The sequence below is a fragment of the Psychrobacter pacificensis genome (assembly GCF_018336615.1).
GTDB classification, from domain to species: Bacteria; Pseudomonadota; Gammaproteobacteria; order Pseudomonadales; family Moraxellaceae; genus Psychrobacter; species Psychrobacter pacificensis.
In genome coordinates this window covers 76,126-93,679 of sequence record NZ_CP048752.1, presented here as the reverse complement: position 1 = coordinate 93,679, position 17,554 = coordinate 76,126, and the positions used below count along the sequence as shown (strand labels likewise).

At 44.5% G+C, this 17,554-nt stretch carries 14 protein-coding genes; 4 read left to right on the top strand and 10 right to left on the bottom strand.

Annotated features, from left to right (window positions below; translation table 11 throughout):
• Position 1: 1 nt before the first annotated feature.
• Positions 2-1,588, bottom strand: a complete 1,587-nt coding sequence (locus GYK50_RS00410) for a YifB family Mg chelatase-like AAA ATPase (RefSeq protein WP_186475355.1) — start codon at positions 1,586-1,588, stop codon at positions 2-4.
• 375 nt (positions 1,589-1,963) lie between these two features.
• On the opposite strand from GYK50_RS00410, the gene hemN reads away from it, so the two are divergent.
• Positions 1,964-3,457, top strand: a complete 1,494-nt coding sequence (hemN, locus tag GYK50_RS00405; RefSeq protein ID WP_420070492.1) for an oxygen-independent coproporphyrinogen III oxidase — start codon at positions 1,964-1,966, stop codon at positions 3,455-3,457.
• Between the two features lie 77 nt (positions 3,458-3,534).
• Here the strand turns inward: hemN and GYK50_RS00400 are convergent, their stop codons facing one another.
• The 3 genes from GYK50_RS00400 to GYK50_RS00390 form a co-directional block, all read right to left on the bottom strand.
• Positions 3,535-4,416, bottom strand: a complete 882-nt coding sequence (locus tag GYK50_RS00400) for an SPFH domain-containing protein (protein ID WP_186475353.1) — start codon at positions 4,414-4,416, stop codon at positions 3,535-3,537.
• Between the two features lie 92 nt (positions 4,417-4,508).
• The gene (locus GYK50_RS00395; RefSeq protein WP_186475352.1) at positions 4,509-5,123 is read right to left on the bottom strand and encodes an NfeD family protein; all 615 of its coding nucleotides are present in this window, start codon (positions 5,121-5,123) and stop codon (positions 4,509-4,511) included.
• A gap of 205 nt (positions 5,124-5,328) precedes the next feature.
• Positions 5,329-5,868, bottom strand: a complete 540-nt coding sequence (locus GYK50_RS00390) for a porin family protein (protein WP_186475351.1) — start codon at positions 5,866-5,868, stop codon at positions 5,329-5,331.
• 283 nt (positions 5,869-6,151) lie between these two features.
• Between GYK50_RS00390 and GYK50_RS00385 the strand changes: the two genes are divergently transcribed.
• Positions 6,152-7,384 (top strand): 8-amino-7-oxononanoate synthase, encoded by a 1,233-nt coding sequence (locus tag GYK50_RS00385; RefSeq protein WP_186475350.1) that lies wholly within the window; start codon positions 6,152-6,154, stop codon positions 7,382-7,384.
• A gap of 50 nt (positions 7,385-7,434) precedes the next feature.
• A complete protein-coding gene (locus GYK50_RS00380) occupies positions 7,435-8,292 on the top strand; it encodes a methyltransferase domain-containing protein (RefSeq protein WP_212564068.1) in 858 nt (285 codons plus the stop codon).
• Between the two features lie 128 nt (positions 8,293-8,420).
• Here GYK50_RS00380 and dnaK read toward each other — a convergent pair whose 3' ends face one another.
• Positions 8,421-10,361 (bottom strand): molecular chaperone DnaK, encoded by a 1,941-nt coding sequence (gene dnaK, locus GYK50_RS00375; protein WP_071002680.1) that lies wholly within the window; start codon positions 10,359-10,361, stop codon positions 8,421-8,423.
• 183 nt (positions 10,362-10,544) lie between these two features.
• A complete protein-coding gene (gene grpE / locus GYK50_RS00370; RefSeq protein ID WP_186475348.1) occupies positions 10,545-11,144 on the bottom strand; it encodes a nucleotide exchange factor GrpE in 600 nt (199 codons plus the stop codon).
• A gap of 449 nt (positions 11,145-11,593) precedes the next feature.
• Between grpE and GYK50_RS00365 the strand changes: the two genes are divergently transcribed.
• Positions 11,594-12,988 (top strand): alpha/beta hydrolase, encoded by a 1,395-nt coding sequence (locus tag GYK50_RS00365; RefSeq protein ID WP_212564067.1) that lies wholly within the window; start codon positions 11,594-11,596, stop codon positions 12,986-12,988.
• Between the two features lie 17 nt (positions 12,989-13,005).
• On the opposite strand, the gene GYK50_RS00360 is transcribed toward GYK50_RS00365, so the two are convergent.
• The 4 genes from GYK50_RS00360 to dprA all read right to left on the bottom strand — a co-directional run bounded on the left by GYK50_RS00360 (position 13,006) and on the right by dprA (position 17,535).
• Positions 13,006-14,142, bottom strand: coding sequence for a metallophosphoesterase (locus tag GYK50_RS00360; RefSeq protein ID WP_212564066.1), 1,137 nt, complete (start codon positions 14,140-14,142; stop codon positions 13,006-13,008).
• An 87-nt stretch (positions 14,143-14,229) separates the two neighbouring features.
• Positions 14,230-15,201 (bottom strand): TIGR01777 family oxidoreductase, encoded by a 972-nt coding sequence (locus GYK50_RS00355; RefSeq protein WP_212564065.1) that lies wholly within the window; start codon positions 15,199-15,201, stop codon positions 14,230-14,232.
• A 327-nt stretch (positions 15,202-15,528) separates the two neighbouring features.
• The gene (locus GYK50_RS00350) at positions 15,529-16,158 is read right to left on the bottom strand and encodes an L-threonylcarbamoyladenylate synthase (RefSeq protein ID WP_212564064.1); all 630 of its coding nucleotides are present in this window, start codon (positions 16,156-16,158) and stop codon (positions 15,529-15,531) included.
• A 123-nt stretch (positions 16,159-16,281) separates the two neighbouring features.
• Positions 16,282-17,535 carry a DNA-processing protein DprA gene (dprA, locus tag GYK50_RS00345; RefSeq protein WP_212564474.1) on the bottom strand — a complete coding sequence of 418 codons (1,254 nt, stop codon included), beginning with the start codon at positions 17,533-17,535 and terminating at the stop codon, positions 16,282-16,284.
• Positions 17,536-17,554: the final 19 nt, after the last annotated feature.

The window sequence follows — 17,554 nt, the reverse complement described above, 5'->3', positions numbered from 1 at the left end:
ACTACTCCTTACTACGATAGCTGAGCGCCTCTGACACATGGGCGCTGTTAATATCTGTACTGTTGGCCAAGTCCGCGATAGTACGCGCGACTCGTAACACTCGATGGTAGCCGCGTGCGGATAAATTCAAGCGCTGCTGAGCAAGTTGCAATAGTTGTTTTTCGCTGTCGCCTAATTTGATATATTCATCGATTTCGCTCGGGCTTAGCTCATTATTGACTTTTTGTTGTCGTTTTAATTGATGCTGATGCGCGGCTGCTACTCGCTCGCGTACTTGTTTGGATGTTTCTCCTGCCTGCGCGCTTTGCAAATCAGCAATCGGCAATGCTGGTACGGTAATATGCAAATCAATACGATCTAATAGTGGCCCTGAGAGTTTGTCTTGATAGCGTTTGATTTGCTCAGGTCGACAGCGGCAGCGCCCTGAGGTATCGCCATCATAACCACACGGGCACGGATTCATCGCAGCGACTAATTGAAAGTTGGCTGGAAAGGTCATTTGCGAGTTAGCACGGCTAATAGTGATTTGTTTGGCTTCTAACGGCTGGCGTAATACTTCAAGCACGCTCCGATCAAACTCTGGTAACTCATCAAGGAATAACACCCCTTTATTAGCAAGCGTAATCTCGCCCGGTTTGGGCCGTGAGCCGCCGCCAACCAACGCCACGGCTGATATGGTGTGATGCACTTGCCTAAAGGGACGTGTGCCGTAATCGTAATCACTGTCTGCCACTGAATACGTACTAGCTACCTCGAGTGCATCCTCATCACTGAGATCAGGCAATATCGTCGGCAAACGTGAGGCCATGAGCGTTTTGCCAGAACCCGGTGGCCCTGTAAACAATAACGAATGACCGCCAGCTGCTGCTATCTCTAGCGCGCGGCGGGCATGGTGCTGTCCTTTGACATCGGCTAAATCCACTTGATAGCCTACATGCTGCGGTGCTGGACTGGGCGTTACCACCTCCAAGCAGTCATAAGATCCGCTTGGATCCGCCAGTGACTGCAAGTGGTTACATACTGCTTTTAGACTCTTCGCTGCCAATATCGTCACGCCATCCACACGGCTAGCCTCACGACCATTGTCAATCGGTACGATTAATTGTGGTGCGCTCTGTAAGGTAACATGTTGCTCATTTTTTACAGAGTCACTCGCCTTTGACAACGTTTTCGACAACGTTGATGCCAATCCTTCTGCCTTAATCGCGCGAGCGACAGCCAAGCTACCGGTCACCTGACGCAGCTCACCGTTGAGTGCCAACTCGCCAATAAACTCAAACCCTGATAATACTTCTGGCTCAAGTTGTCCGCTTGCCGCCAATATACCAATGGCTATCGGCAAGTCAAGACGCGCGCCATCTTTAGGTAAATCAGCGGGTGCTAAATTAATCGTTAGACGCCGATTGGGAAACTGAAAACCTGAATTAAGAATGGCAGAGCGTACTCTGTCTTTACTCTCGCGCACGGCCGCTTCAGGTAGACCAACGATGGTTAGTGCTGGTAACCCTTGCGATAAGTGAACTTCGATGATGACTTTAGGTGCATGCAAACCGACAACTGAGCGAGTATAGACTTGAGCAAACGACATCAGCGTTTCCTAATATTAGAGATTAATCGATGATAAAGTATTATTTATCAGCGTGCAAATGTCGTGTTTTATAAAAAATATAGGTAGGACATTAAAACAATCATCTCAAACCAAAGCCGTCAATATTAATGCTAAAAACCATCACGATATACCATACTAAAAGTAGGGATTTGGTATAATAATGACCATATTTTAAGACAGTTGCTATAATAGCCAAGCTGTTACTGCAAACGTTATCATCTGGCAGCACAAAAAAGCGACGCTATAGCCACTATGGGTCAAAACGAGGAATACCGCATGACAGATTATTCAGCACAAACTAACCCGCAGCCCTACAATGATGCGGAAGCGCCGCCGTCGACCACGCGTCCTGTTATGCAACCAGACAACCCTTATGCCAGTACCCGCGGTAGTATTACTAGTAAGCAGCTACCAGCATTCGATGAAGCCATCATCAATAAGTACAATCGTTCAGGTCCGCGTTATACCTCTTATCCAACTGCTCTAGAGTTCACGCCGATACCTGAGAATATTGGAGTAAATGGTTTTGAGGCAGTTGGTCTTGAGACGAAAATCTTGCAGAATCGTGAGTCACGCGCGCCGTTGTCTTTATACTTTCACATTCCGTTTTGCCGTCACCTTTGCTATTACTGCGCCTGCAATAAGATTATTACCAAAAAAAATAGCGACTCTGGTGATTATCTGCAGTATTTAATGGCTGAGATTGCCCTTAAACGCCGCTTGCTGTCTGTGCCAGAAGGTAGCGATAAGCCCTTGGTCAAGCAGCTGCATTTGGGCGGTGGTACGCCAACGTTTTTGCGTGATGAAGAGATGGTTAAGCTGTGGGAGTTTTTACAGACGCAGTTTGAGTTTTTGAGTGATGATGAAGGCGACTACTCTATCGAAATCGACCCGCGTGAGCTGAGTGATAATACGCTAAAGATATTACGAAACCTTGGTTTTAATCGTATCAGCTTAGGCGTGCAAGACTTAGATGAAACGGTACAAATCGCGGTCAATCGTGTGCACTCAGTAGAGCTTATTGAGAATGTATTAACAGAGGCGCGAGGGCTTGGTTTTCACTCCATCAATATCGATCTGATTTATGGTTTGCCGCATCAAACGCCTGACACGTTAGACAAAACGGTACAACGTATCATTGAGATGTCACCAGATCGTCTGTCTGTCTTTAACTATGCGCATCTACCTGAGCGTTTCAAAGCCCAACGTCAGATCAAAGATGAAGACCTACCTAGCCCAGCAGCTAAGCTCGCTATGCTCGGCAACACCGTTAACACGCTAACCGAAGCGGGCTATCAATATATCGGTATCGATCACTTTGCTAAGCCTGACGATGAGCTAGCGATTGCACAGCGCGAAGGAAAATTACATCGTAATTTTCAGGGCTACACCATCATGGGCGATTGTGATTTATTGGGCTTTGGTGTCTCATCCATCAGTCAAATTGCCAATAGCAATACGCGCTATATCCTGCAAAATGATACTGATTTGCAAAACTATCAAGCTAAGATTGATGCTGCCAAAACCAATCCTACGGTCATGCCCGCGGTGAAATATATTAAGACATCCATCAAAGATCGCTTACGTGAATATGTCATCATGAACCTGCTCTGCCACGACTATCTCGATTTTAAAGATGTGAATCAAAAATTCGGTATCGATGCGATTACCTATTTTATTGATGAGATTCAACAGCTGGGAGAGATGCAAGCAGATAGACTGATTGATATGGATGCAGCAGGCATTCGCGTCTTACCTAGGGGCCGCTTGCTTGGTCGCAATGTCGCCATGGTATTTGATGAATATCTAGAAAAAAAACACAAAAACCGCTTCTCAAAAGTTATCTGACATAACGATTTGGCAGCCAATTATTAGCCATTAAAAAGACCTCAAACGAGGTCTTTTTTAGATATTTTTTGAAATATTTACAGCTTTAATTTATCGCCTACCATCCCTTTAACAGTGCTCAAGATATCGGCTGGCAACACCACCATTTTTGAATTGTCAGACTCCGCTAGTTGACGAATAGACTTGATGTACTGCTCGCCAAGTAAGTAGACAATCGGCATCTCTTCATCACCCATCGCCGCTGTGATAAGACGAATTGATTCCTCAGAACCTTTAGCTAGTACCACTTGCGCTTCAGCATCACGGCGCGAGGCTTCCAGACGACCATCAGCTTCTAAGATAGCCGCTTGCTTTTGACCATCCGCGCGCGTTACGGTAGCCCGGCGTAGACGCTCTGCCGCGGCCTGCTCTTCCATAGAGGCTTGCATAGTTTGCGAGGGGTTAATGTCTTGAATCTCTACGGTTTTAAGCGTAATACCCCAATCGGCGATGTCTTCTGAGATCGCCTGTTTGAGCAAGGCTTTAATCTCATCACGACTCGATAAGGCATTATCCAAATCCATCTCGCCGATGATCGAGCGCAAGGAGGTTTGTACCAAATTGCGGATACCATGTTCATAATCTTCAATACCGTAGACCGCTTTGTCTGGACGCAAGATGTTGATATAAGCCACGGCATTGGCGATGATCACGACGTTATCACGGGTGATAACCTCTTGTGACGGGATGTCTAATACGATGTCCTTTGTGGTGACTTTATAAGCAACTCTATCCACAAAAGGAATGATAATGCTAAATCCTGGCTCCAGCGTTTGCTGATACTTACCCAGCCGCTGCACGACCCACTTGTATCCTTGCGGGACAATACAAACGCCTTTAAAAACGGTAAAAATCACCAATGCTATTAATACCAGCATCACGATACCGACACCATTTAAACTACTCAAGATACTGTTCATCTCATTCTCCTTGACCCTTGCTTTATTTGCCAGCGACGTGATTTATGTCCTTTTTTGTCTTGATCCAAAAACTTTTGGAATGTCATAACGCGTTATTTGCTAGTGCCTGTCTCTTTGAGATCAGGTTTGTGCAAGCTTAGTCTACTCGCTTTAGATTGTTTGGTCGGCATTTGGCTACTTGCAGGTACTTCACTGTTGATCGTCGGGGTGATATTGGGGTGCATACTTTTAGGTGCTTGGAGGCGCTGCGAGGGCGCAACGATTAGCTCATCGCCGACCACCTTTATAACCACCACACGATCTCCCGCCTCGACTTTCACGCCTGCTGTGCGGCATGGCCACTCATCTGCACCCCAAATGGGCACATTAAAGCGCACCGTACCTGAAATACCTTTTTGTGGTTTGACGACGATCATGCCCGTTTCACCAATAATTAAATTACTATGTTGCGCAGCCTTTTTACGGCTCATGGACAACGGCTTGATGTATTTGACCCAAGCGAACATAAATAAAACCGATAGCGTAAGCCAGATCAATACCTGAAATAATAGTGGAATGGGCAGCAACCATGCTAAGGCAGCAACGATCACCGCAGCCGCACCGAACCAAAGACTGGCAAAGGTTGGAATAAAAATCTCAGCAATCATCAAGGAAAAGCCCAACACCAGCCAATGCCAAGGTTCAATCATCCAGATAGTCTCAATCATTGCTGTCTACTCCTGTCTCTGCTCACCTTCCAATGTAGCACAGTTTTGTAGCTTATATTATCTTAAAAATCAATTACCTATTATTATTTATGGTGCGTTGTTTCAATAAAACAAGCATGGTGAATATTAAAATTGGCACAAAAAAAACGACCATATATAATGGTCGTTCTTTATGTTCAACTATGTATGACTACATAATTTTATCTTAGAATTTCAAGTTAGCGCCTACAGTAAGCAGCTTAGTATCTGCATCACTATCCATCATGGCATATTCTGTTTCGACATTGAAGTTAGGATTCACTGCGTAACCAAGACCGATACCACCAGCAATGCCAGTATCACTGACTGAGTCATTGTTACCGTTATCAAAATCAGCTTCTAATTCTGTTTTGGCAACACCAAGTTTACCTTTGGCATATAGTGCAGTATTTGGGAACATATAACGATAAGTACCGTACGCACCATAAGTTTTGGTATCATAGTCGCCAGCATTGTTATCTAGGTCAGCATCATCTGAACCAACATATTCAACTTCCATACCAAAGTTAGGATCAAAGTTGTAACCAGCATATACACCATAAGCAGTTGGATCATCACCGTCTACATCATTGTCAAATTGACCAATCTTAGCACCAACATAAGGTTGGCCTGTATAGCCGTTACCATAGTTAACAGCGGCGTTTGCACCTACAGTAAGTAAAGAACCAGTTGCTAGTGCAAGTATAGTTTTTTGTAGAGTTTTCATTATTAGCTCCTTCAAGTAAATTTGGACAAACAAGTTATTTAGTTGTATTGACCATTTGGCCGTATCGCCTTGTTTGCTAACGATGGGTACATAGTAACAAACTATTTCAGACACTCTGTCAGTGTTTAATGGTATGAGAGTTAAGATTTGAAAGCATTTGTCAGTGCTCGGGTTACAAAGGCTGATATATGAAACTTTTTGTTACACATCCCGTTTTTGTGCAATAATCCCTACTCATTGTGTTCCGCATATACTGACGAATAAAGAAAAAGGACGGCTCTGCATGTCAGCTTTTATCGACGCGCAGCTACAAACTGCGCTCTTACAACTCAAAGACAAACAGCAGTATCGCAAATTACCAGATATCGAACACCACGGACGGTATGTAATCGCTGATGACCATACCCTATTAAATATTGCTAGCAACGATTATCTAGGTTTGGGCAGTGATGCTGAGTTGCAGCGTGAGTTTTTTGAATTTATTCAGCAATCAATGGACTGTTTGCCCAAAATGAGCGCAACATCATCGCGTCTATTAACTGGCAATGATACACAGCTACAGGCGTTAGAGTATGAGCTACAAGCATGGTATGAAACCGCAGCTGGAATAAATCAAACCGCGACGAAATCTGCGTTGGTATTAAATAGTGGCTACCACGCCAATATCGGGATCTTACCTGCATTGACTGCACTACCAGTAAAGACGGTTATTTTGGCAGACAAGCTGGTACATGCCAGTATGATTGATGGTATTAAACTCAGCGAAAGCAAACGCTGTCTGTATCGCCGCTATCGACACAATGATTATGCGCATTTGGCTACTATGCTCGCGCAGGTTGAGGAGGATGTGGAGCGTATCATCATCGTCACCGAAAGTATTTTTAGCATGGACGGGGATCGTGCTGATCTACCCGCTTTAGTTAAGCTAAAAGCCACTGACAGTCGTATTGAGCTGTATGTCGATGAAGCCCATGCCGTCGGTGTCCTTGGCGCGCAAGGATTAGGGTTAGCCGAAGAAACAGATACGCTCACTGAGATGGACTACCTAGTGGGTACGTTTGGTAAAGCGTTTGCCTCGGTTGGCGCTTATATTCTATGTGATGAGGTGGTGAAATCATGGCTCATCAATCAGATGCGTCCGCTGATTTTTAGTACCGCGTTGCCACCAATCAATCATGCTTGGACACGGTTTATTTTGGCAAAAATGCCACAGCTACAGACGCGGCGACAGCATTTGGCGCAGATTTCATTACAACTGAGCCAAGCCATTAGCCCTGAATATCGCGTGGCATCGGCAGCAAAAGATCCTATTTACGAGTCACCCATTGTGCCTTATATTTTAGGTGATAATGCTCGTACGATGACAAAGGCAAAACAACTCCAAGACGCTGGATTTTATGCGCTGCCTATCAGGCCACCGACCGTTCCTACTAATACGTCACGTATTCGCTTGGTACTAAACGCAGCCATTACCCATGCTGAGTGCGAGCGCCTAATCATGCAATTATCCATATGACGGCAGCAGTTTTTGATGCTCATTATAAACTTTTATGCGAAAGAACGATTATGGAACACCATCCTGCTATCTCTAAGCTCAGTGCCCGCAAGCAGACCATTGCGCGGCATTTTTCTCAAGCCAGTCAGTACGATAAACATGCTTATATTCAGCAGCAGGTTTGTCAGCACTTATTAATGGCTATCGATAATACCAATCAAGACAGTGTGCTTGAGGTCGGTGCAGGCACGGGACAACTAACGCAGCTACTGGCAAAATATGTACAAAGTGAGCGATGGTCTATCAACGAGTTATGTGAGCAGCAAGCCACTCATTTACAGGAATTGTTGCCACAAGCACAAATCCTTATTGGCGATGCGGAAACCACGGATTTAGGCGGTAAGCATAGCTTAATCATTAGCGCCAATGCGATTCAGTGGTTTGACAATCCACTTAGCTTTATCGCACAGTCAGCCTCACGGCTAAAACCTAATGGACAATTATTACTAAGCACCTTTACCCCAGATAATTTCTTGCAAATAAAAACCCTAACAGGACAAGGACTGCATTATCCAGATATTAGTGAATGGCAATCAGCGCTAGATCAAGCGGAATTTCAACACATAAAGCTATCAACACAGCGTTTCAATGTGCCATTTGCCCAGCCTTATGATGTGCTCAAACATATGAAGATGACAGGTGTATCGACCAATCAAATAGATAGCAATCAAACCTATGACAAGCAAACCTATGACAAGCAAACGATTGGTAAGCAAACGTCTAACACACAGCCTTTTGTCTGGACCAAAACCCGCTTGCAAGCATTCGAGCGCGATTATTGGCAGCAATTTTCGGGCATAGATAAGGACGGTCAACCTTGCGTGTATCTGACTTATGACGTACTAATCGTTGATGCGCATTTACCATAATGGCACGCTTGAAAATATATACTTAAATATCAGGCATAAAAAAAACGCATCTCGAAAGATGCGTTTTTTTGATCTAGCTAATTTAATCTAATTAACGATTAAATCAGCCTTGAACATCAAGTAATTGCTTACTTTTTGTCTTCGTCTACTTCAGTAAACTCAGCATCAACGACATCGTCATCCGCTTGGTTGCTACCAGTAGCGTCAGCACCTTGTTGGAACTGGCTTGGATCCATACCCTCGCTACCTGCGCCGCTGTCAGCATAAATCTTCTGGCTAACTGGCAAGAATGCATTGTCTAGCGCTTCAAGCTTGGCTTTGATTTCGTCATGGTCATCTTCTTTCGCCGCCGCTTCAAGCTCAGTGATCGCAGACTCTACTGTTGATTTTTCTTCATCAGTGACTTTATCTTCTGCTTCTTTCAGCGCTTTTTGTACGGCATGGATACGACCATCTGCTTCGTTACGAACTTGCGCTAAGTTAGCGAACTTCTCATCTTCAGCAGCATTAGCCTCTGCATCACGTACCATTTGCTCGACTTCTTCGTCCGACAAGCCAGAATCCGCCTTGATCTGGATGCTTTGTGCTTTACCAGTACCTTTATCAGTTGCTGAGATGTTCATGATACCATCAGCGTTGATGTCAAAAGACACTTCGATTTGTGGTAAGCCACGTGGTGCTGGTGGGATATCCGTCAAGTCAAAACGACCAAGCAGTTTGTTTTGGTTGGCGATTTTACGCTCACCTTGATATACCTGAATCGTTACTGCTGGCTGGTTGTCTTCAGCGGTTGAGAATACCTGTGATTTCTTAGTAGGAATCATGGTGTTTTTCTCGATAACTGGCGTCATAACACCGCCCATCGTTTCGATACCTAGCGTCAATGGCGTTACATCAAGTAGCAATACGTCAGTTTTATCACCAGACAATACCGCACCTTGGATTGCCGCACCAGCTGCCACAGCTTCATCAGGGTTCACGTCTTTACGTGGCTCTTGACCAAAGAACTCTTGTACTTTTTGTTGTACTAGTGGCATACGAGTCTGACCACCAACCAAGATTACATCGTTGATATCGCCAATTTTTAGGCCAGCATCTTCAAGGGCAGTTTTACAAGGGTCCATGGTGCGCTGTACTAGATCTTCGGTTAGACTTTCAAGCTTAGAGCGGCTGATAGTGATGACCAAGTGCTTAGGACCACTGCTGTCAGCAGTAATATAAGGCAAGTTCACTTCAGTGCTTTGTGCACTTGATAGCTCAATCTTCGCTTTTTCAGCTGCTTCTTTTAGACGTTGCATCGCAAGAGAGTCACCTTTTAGGTTTACATCTTGCTCTTTTTTGAACTCATCTACCAAATAATCGATCAACGCTGAGTCAAAGTCCTCACCACCTAGGAACGTATCACCGTTGGTCGCTAGTACTTCAAACTGTTGCTCGCCATCGACGTCTGCGATTTCGATAATTGAGATATCGAAAGTACCACCACCCAAGTCATATACAGCAACGGTGCTATCGCCTTGCTTTTTGTCCATACCGTAAGCAAGTGCCGCAGCAGTTGGCTCGTTGATGATACGTTTTACATCAAGACCTGCAATTTTACCCGCATCTTTGGTTGCTTGACGCTGTGAGTCATTGAAGTAAGCAGGTACGGTTACAACTGCCTCAGTCACGCTCTCACCAAGATAGTCTTCTGCTGTTTTTTTCATTTTTTTCAAGATTTCAGCAGAAACCTGTGGTGGCGCAAGCTTTTTACCGTTGATTTCTACCCACGCATCGCCGTTGTCTGCTTTAGCGATTTTGTAAGGTACCATACCGATATCTTTTTGCACGACTTTGTCATCAAAACGACGACCGATCAAACGCTTAATCGCAAACAAAGTGTTGCTTGGATTGGTGACCGCTTGACGCTTAGCTGACTGACCAACCAATGTTTCGTCATCTTTATAAGCGACGATTGATGGTGTGGTACGCGTACCTTCAGCATTTTCAATGACTTTAACTTTGTCACCTTCCATTACTGCTACACACGAGTTAGTCGTACCTAAATCAATACCAATTACTTTACCCATAATCAATTGCTCCTAATTTATTTTTAACTATAAATACTTATTTATCCAGACCGTAGTCGGTCACTTGTTGCTATATATCGGTTTGCTTGTTGTATTTTTCAAGGCGATAATCAAGCAAAAACAGTCTTTCATGTGATTTTTTGTGAAAAACCTTCATATTAGTAGGGTTTAGCCCCAAAAATATTATTGACCAACACGTACCATGGCTGGACGTAGTAGACGACCGTTTAAGCTATAGCCTTTTTGTAGGACTGTACCGACGGTGTCAGCTTCTGCTTCTGGATCGATACCCACTGCTTCATGGAAATCAGCGTTGAATTTCTCACCTTCTGGATCGACCACTTCTACGCCGTGACGTGTAAGTACAGAGACCAATGCTTTGTGGGTTAATTGCACCCCTTCAGCGACTGGGTCATTCGCGTCTGCGTTTTCGATAGCGCGCTCTAAGTTATCGACGATATCGAGTAGCTCTTTTGCAAATTTTTGAAGAGCGAATTTTTTACTCTTATCCGCTTCTTGCTCGGCGCGCTTTTGTGCATTGTAAGCTTCAGCGTTGGCGCGAGCAGTGCTTTCTTTGGCTTGCTTCACTTCACCTTCTAACTCAGCGATACGCGCTTTGAACGTATCAAGATCGATCTCGTTTTCGATAGTGGCTTCTTCACCTGAGTTGTTCTGTGGATCAAACTCGTTCATGGTTTCTTCTAAGATGCTGTCTTTGTGATCAACATTATCATGTGCCACTGTTTGATCAAAGTTTTCTTGGTTGGTATTTTGCTCGCTCATGATATCTCCTTGGAATGTCAATAATAATTGAGATAAGACACAATAAATCAGCCAATCGCTGGCTGTATCATGCCTTTATCAGATACTTAACGGTTATCACTCATTTTTTTTATTAATATGCTCTAATAGCTGCTTGATAAAGGTAATAAGTATAAATTTCAAGCCTGAAGTAAAGGAATTTTTCGCATTTACGACAAATATGGTTAGATCTTTCTTTAAAACAAGTACTCAGCATTTCTGGGCTGTGTCAACTGGTCTCAATATACGTTAACAAAACGTACAAAAAACCGTCAATTACTCTAAATAGGTTACCGTTGCTACCCACGCCATTACTAAATAACACCCTGCTTTACGCACTACTGCCTTATTATTGCTATAAATATTATTCCTTATCTTAAAGTGTACGCTGATGTAACAGTAAACACTCAAAAACAGTTATGAGAGATATTATGTCTAATTTAACACTATCATCAATCAATACCTTACTGAATAAACCATTGATGACGCTTCATTTGGCGTCGAACGGTGAGATGGTTGGTGAAGTGAAAGACAACGGTGTACAAAAAAAGCGTTTGAGCGTGAAAGAAAAAATGCTCAGTTATAACCCAATAGCACATTGCCAACCACACACTCTGCACTATGCGATGAAAGGTCTTGGCTATCTACCAACACCAGTATTAGAAGGTTTGATTGGTTACTTAAAAGGGCCTCACTCAAAACAATATTTGCACGCCAATGCTCATTTGCGCCTGATCCTCGCGGTGAATAGTCATCTTAAGACGCCATTAGAGCTAACGCCCATGCATGAACTCCGTGAAAGGTTTGCTGCTGATGCGGTGGCGATGCAAGCACCAAGCGTATGGCACCAAGCAGGTGGCAGTATGCTAAGTAACATCAAACCTTTTATCAAAAAGGGTGAAACACCTGTCAATTGGGAAGATAAAACCATAGCCAACGCGGATGATGGCGATATGACCATTCGCTGCTATCAGGCAGGTACCAAAAGTATTGGCGCTAAAAAAAGACGTGCTCATAACCCTGACCAAACAGTCATGTTGTTTTTTCATGGTGGTGGTTTTTGTATCGGTAATGTCGATACACATCACGAGTTCTGTCACGCAGTCTGTGAGCAGACTGGTTGGCCTGTGGTCAGTGTGGATTATCGCTTGGCTCCTGAGTGTCCTGCACCTGCAGCGTTAAAAGACTGTATCACCGCTTATGCTTGGTTGGCTGAGCATTGCCATACCTTAGGTGCCTTACCGTCACGCATCGTTCTTGCAGGCGATAGCGCAGGTGGTGGCCTTTCTACCTTGATTGCACAGCAACTCACCGCACCAAACGAAAACGCTTGGTTAGATTTGGGTGCAGATGGTCAGAAAATGTTTGATCTATTAAAGAAGCTACCTGCGCCGCTAGCACAGATGCCGCTGTATCCTGTGACTGATATCGAGACAGATTATCCGAGTTGGGAGCTGTATGGTGAAGGCCTGCTGTTGGATCATGCTGATGTGGCAGTATTTGACGCCGCTTGTCTTGAGAATAGTCCGTTGCCACGCATACATGTACTAAACTCGCCAATGCTTGGTGATAACAGCAAAGTATGTCCCACCTATATCATCGCCGCTGAACTCGACGTATTGCGTGATGAGGCATTTGCTTATGCCAAACAGCTAAAGAGTTATAAAGTCCCTGTTGAGACCCATACTGTGCTGGGCGCACCGCACGGCTTTATTCATTTTATGAGCGTGCATCAAGGACTTGGGCAGGAAACAAAAAATATTATTCATGGTTTTGGCGGCTTCGTCCGTGAGGTCATTAGTACAAAATCGCGGCTCGCGGCATAGCGGTTAGCTGGAACTAGCTATTTATTAGTATGACCAAAAACGGTAATTAACCAAATTTCTGAGCGTGAGCCCAATCGAAACGGAATACCCCAAAAGCCATAACCCGAGGACACCACAAAATGTCCTCTGCCAATGGCCTCATACCCATAGCCTAATCGGTTGATGGCGCTCACGATAAAGTTGGCGGGGAATACTTGTCCATTGTGAGTGTGTCCTGATACCTGTAGATCGATTGGTAACTGGCTGTGCTCATCAATATCGCTTGGTCTATGATCCAGCAGTATCACTGGCTGTGAAGTATCAACGCGCGCAAGCAAATCCGTTGTCGCGACACGCTGGCGTTTATGATTATCAAAACGTCCAACCAGCCATATAGGCTGACCCTCATGTTCGATACCAAACACGTCATCATTTAATAAATGTACGCCTGCATCGACTAACGCTTGGCTGATTGGCTGTTCGTGCCCATACAAATCATGATTACCCAATGTTGCATAGACGCCGTATGGCAGGCTACTGCATAGCTCAGCTAAGTTTTTCGCCATATTATAGCTATTAAACGCATCTGTATTGTCATCCATGATGTCGCCTGGCATAAGCAGCATATCAGCCTGCGAGTCAATCATTAGACGGTTCAACCTATCTATCGCTGCTACGCCAAATAGTCGTCCTAGATGCAGGTCACTCGCGATTGCAATGCGCAGTGGCTTAGCGAGCGGTTTGTTGATACTAATGGACAGCTTACGTACGACTGGCACATAAGCACTATATAATGCGAAACCGAACAACCCTAAGAATATCACCAATGCAAGCGCTCGTAGGCCAATAAAAATCATATTAGATTCATATGACGAGGCGCCTAAGAGTGATGTTACTAGCCAGTATCCACCATAGAATAGGCTTATCAGCAATGCCGTGAGCAGCATAAAATGCATAACCAACATCCAACCGCTAACCCAGCGGTAGCTATTGGCAAATACTCTTTTGACACTTAATATCAACAATCCATTAGTAATAATAAATATAGCAGACCATATAGCGATCTGAAGCGCTGGCGTGATCCAAGGCTGTAACCACCACTGTAAGCTTAGAGCAGCACCCACACTAAACAGCTGCAAGAGCAAAAAAATGATGATGAAAAATGCGTAACGCATGGATTGCCCTTAGACAGAAATACAATCTAGTGAATATTTAATATAAGCCGACCTTCTTATGTTTCACATGAAACAATCATGATGTAACTACTTTTGATCCTCTAATGCCTGTTTGAGTGTCACGTGCTTGAATGCGTAACCTGCATCTGATAGCGCTTGTGGCAGCACCTTTTGACCATCTATTAGTAGCGTCGACATCTCACCAAACATGAGCTTAAGTAAAAACTCTGGCAAGGTAAAAAGTGTCGGCCGATGTAACCATGAGCCAAGCGTTTTAGTAAAAGTATGGTTACTCACAGGATTGGGCGCCGTGAGATTATAGACAAAGGCTGGCGTATCACTTCTTGTCTCTATGATATTATCGTTATGTGAAACTCTTTGTTTATGACCAAATTGACTGAAAAGATACTGCTCAATAATAAAAATCACCGCCCCCACCCAATCGTCACGGCTAATCCAGCTCATAATTTGTTGACCATCACCCAACTGCCCGCCAACGCCAAACTTAAATGGCAATAGTAATTTTGCCACCATACCACCTTCAGGATGTATCACAACGCCTGTTCGTACAATAGCGACAGGGACATCGTAATCAGTCGCTTTGAGCGCCAAGCTCTCCCACTCCTCACATAAGCGATGGGCAAAGTCTGTCTCAAAACTGCTGTGTTCAGTCAATGGCTTATCACCTTGCGTGCCGTACCAACCGATTGCTGAGCCGCTTACCAGTAGTTTTGGCTTTGTTGCCGTACGTTCGATGAAGCTTAATATCGATTGAGTAGGCTTAATACGACTGGCTATTAATTGCTCTTTGCGCTCATCGCTCCAACGCGCGTCAGCAATACCTGCGCCAGCTAAGTTCATTATGACATCAAAGCTCATGTCAGACTTTTTAAGCTCGTCATAAGTCATCATATTAATGTCATCAGGATGAGCTTGATTGTTATCTCTGGTCAGCCAAGTAATCATCACCTCTTTACCTTGTGTGCGATACCGTTCGATTAACTCTTGGCTAAATGCACTACCCAAAAACCCTGAGCCACCACTAATTAAAACCTTCATACCCTACTCCCTATGTGCATCAAATATCGCAGCGATGACCTGTTGCTGAAAGATTCATCGTTCAATAAAAATCAGCTCCTTTTAACTATCGTCTACTTTTTTGTCGTTTTTATCAAAATGACTTTTACATACTTTTAGTAAAGCAACGGGAACTAAGGAAGCGGGTTTAGCGATAGCTAGCGCTGAGACGGTATATTTTGCTATGGCTACAGCACGATAACCATAGTAATCTTCAGCTAGTGAAATATGGTCTATCGATGGCGACAGCACAAAAACGACAGTACAAAAGACTAGGCTATAATGGTATGAAAGGTCGTTTATTGCCTACTAACGAATGACTGAGCCTGTCGTTGCATCACGGATTTGGCTGGGTAAGATATAACCTAGAGTATCAGCCTGAAAATAGCCAATCTGCTCACCGAAATAACCATAGGCAGTGTCAAAGGTGCTAGCAGGCGCTTGACCTGATGGGTTGCAGCTAGTCGAAACAATGAAGCCAAATGGGTTATTTGCGCTGACCATCTGTTGGCACAGTTCTCGTATGATAGGATGGGCGATGACCCTGACTGCAATGGTCTGATGCTCACCCATTATCCATGAGGGCATCGTGGTCGAAAGTGTCTGAGGAATGGGTAATAACCAAGTATGCGCTTGGCGATTGTGTAGCTCGCTGTCATTAACATCTGACTGCCAGCTATCGATAATTTGCTGGCGCTGGGCATTATTTAAAGACGCTAGTAGAGGTGACAAACGCTCTACGCTATCGGTAATGACGATCATGCCTTTGGCTTGCGGACGTTGTTTAATATCCAAGATACGCTGCACAGCGGCTTTGTTATAAGGGTCGCAACCAATACCCCAAACGCTTTCTGTTGGGTATGCAAGTAGCTTTGCTTCTTTAAGCCAGTTTGCAGCTTGTGTGGCAGAGTCAGTGATAAAAGGTATAGATTGGCTCATAGCTTACATGATTCATGCTGGAATAGAGACACTAATAATAGCACAAGAGACAGTCTGACTAAGGTAGCGATATTTAGAACCCATTCTACTTATTCTTATGTGGTAGTTAGGAGTATCGATACGCTATACACGTAAATAGCGTCCGCCTTGCACACTGATGACGCCCATTAGTTCAAGTTCCATCAGCTGTCCAATGAGCTGTGGCGCGGATAGTTTGGTTGCGATAATCAGCGCATCTAAATCCTGTCCGTGCCAGTCAAGACGCTCATAAATGTCGATCAAATGCTCAGGTACAATAACCTCACTACGGCTAGATTTTATATTAGAAGATTTTTGCTCACTATGCGCGGTAAGCGAGCGTTTGTCTATATTTGACACAGCGAAGGGATGGCGAATGTCCGACTGAGACTTATCAGAGCGCATCGTTGCCTCCTTTTGTATATACGATCGACGATCATAATCAAGCTGACCATTGACGTCCTCTAACACCTGCTGAGGATGATAAATCAGCGTTGCGCCTTCACGTATCAGATGATGACAACCCTCGGCATTGCTATTATCAATATGACTTGGAATGGCAAAGACTTGTTTGCCTTGCTCAGAGGTTAAACGGGCGGTAATGAGCGAGCCACTTTTGATCGTCGCTTCGGTCACAATCGTGGCTAGACTCAGCCCAGCAACCAGACGGTTACGGCGCGGAAAGGTATGTTTGTGCGGCTGAGTATGCGGTAGTAGCTCACTAATAATGCAGCCACCTTGCTCGATGATTTGAGCAAATAACTGGTCACGATGATTGGGATAATTCACATCAATCCCTGTCCCCATCACGCCGATAGTACGACCTTGATATTCAAGATCAGTCTGCGCCAAAGCTCCTAGATGAGCCCGTTTGTCCACGCCTATTGCCAGACCACTGGTGATGACATACCCTGCCTGTGCCAGATATTGCGCCATATCGAACGTGATTTTTTGGGCATGGGCTGTTGGTTTTCGGCTGCCCACGATAGCAATTTGAGCCTGATGCAGACGCGCGCTATTTCCTCGAAAGAACAATAATGGCGGCGGATCATAAATATGAAGAAGCTGAGCAGGATAGTCGGGCTGACCGGCAAACAATAAACCATAGCGACCGTCTGTAAGTGCTTGCTGGATCTTATCAATAGCAGCACGTGTTTGCTCTGGCTGCTCATGGCGTTTGAGATGGGTATGATGGAGTCCTAACTGCTTCCAAGCGCCTACTGTAGCCTGCCAAGCAAGCTGCGCATCACCATAAGTCGTTATGAGCTTATGATAAGCAGACAATGATGCATTCACCTCATACCATAGCGCCAATATGGCGCGCTGATCATCGGATAAAGAAGAGGTGACTGCGGTCATTGTCATCTGTCTCGTTTGG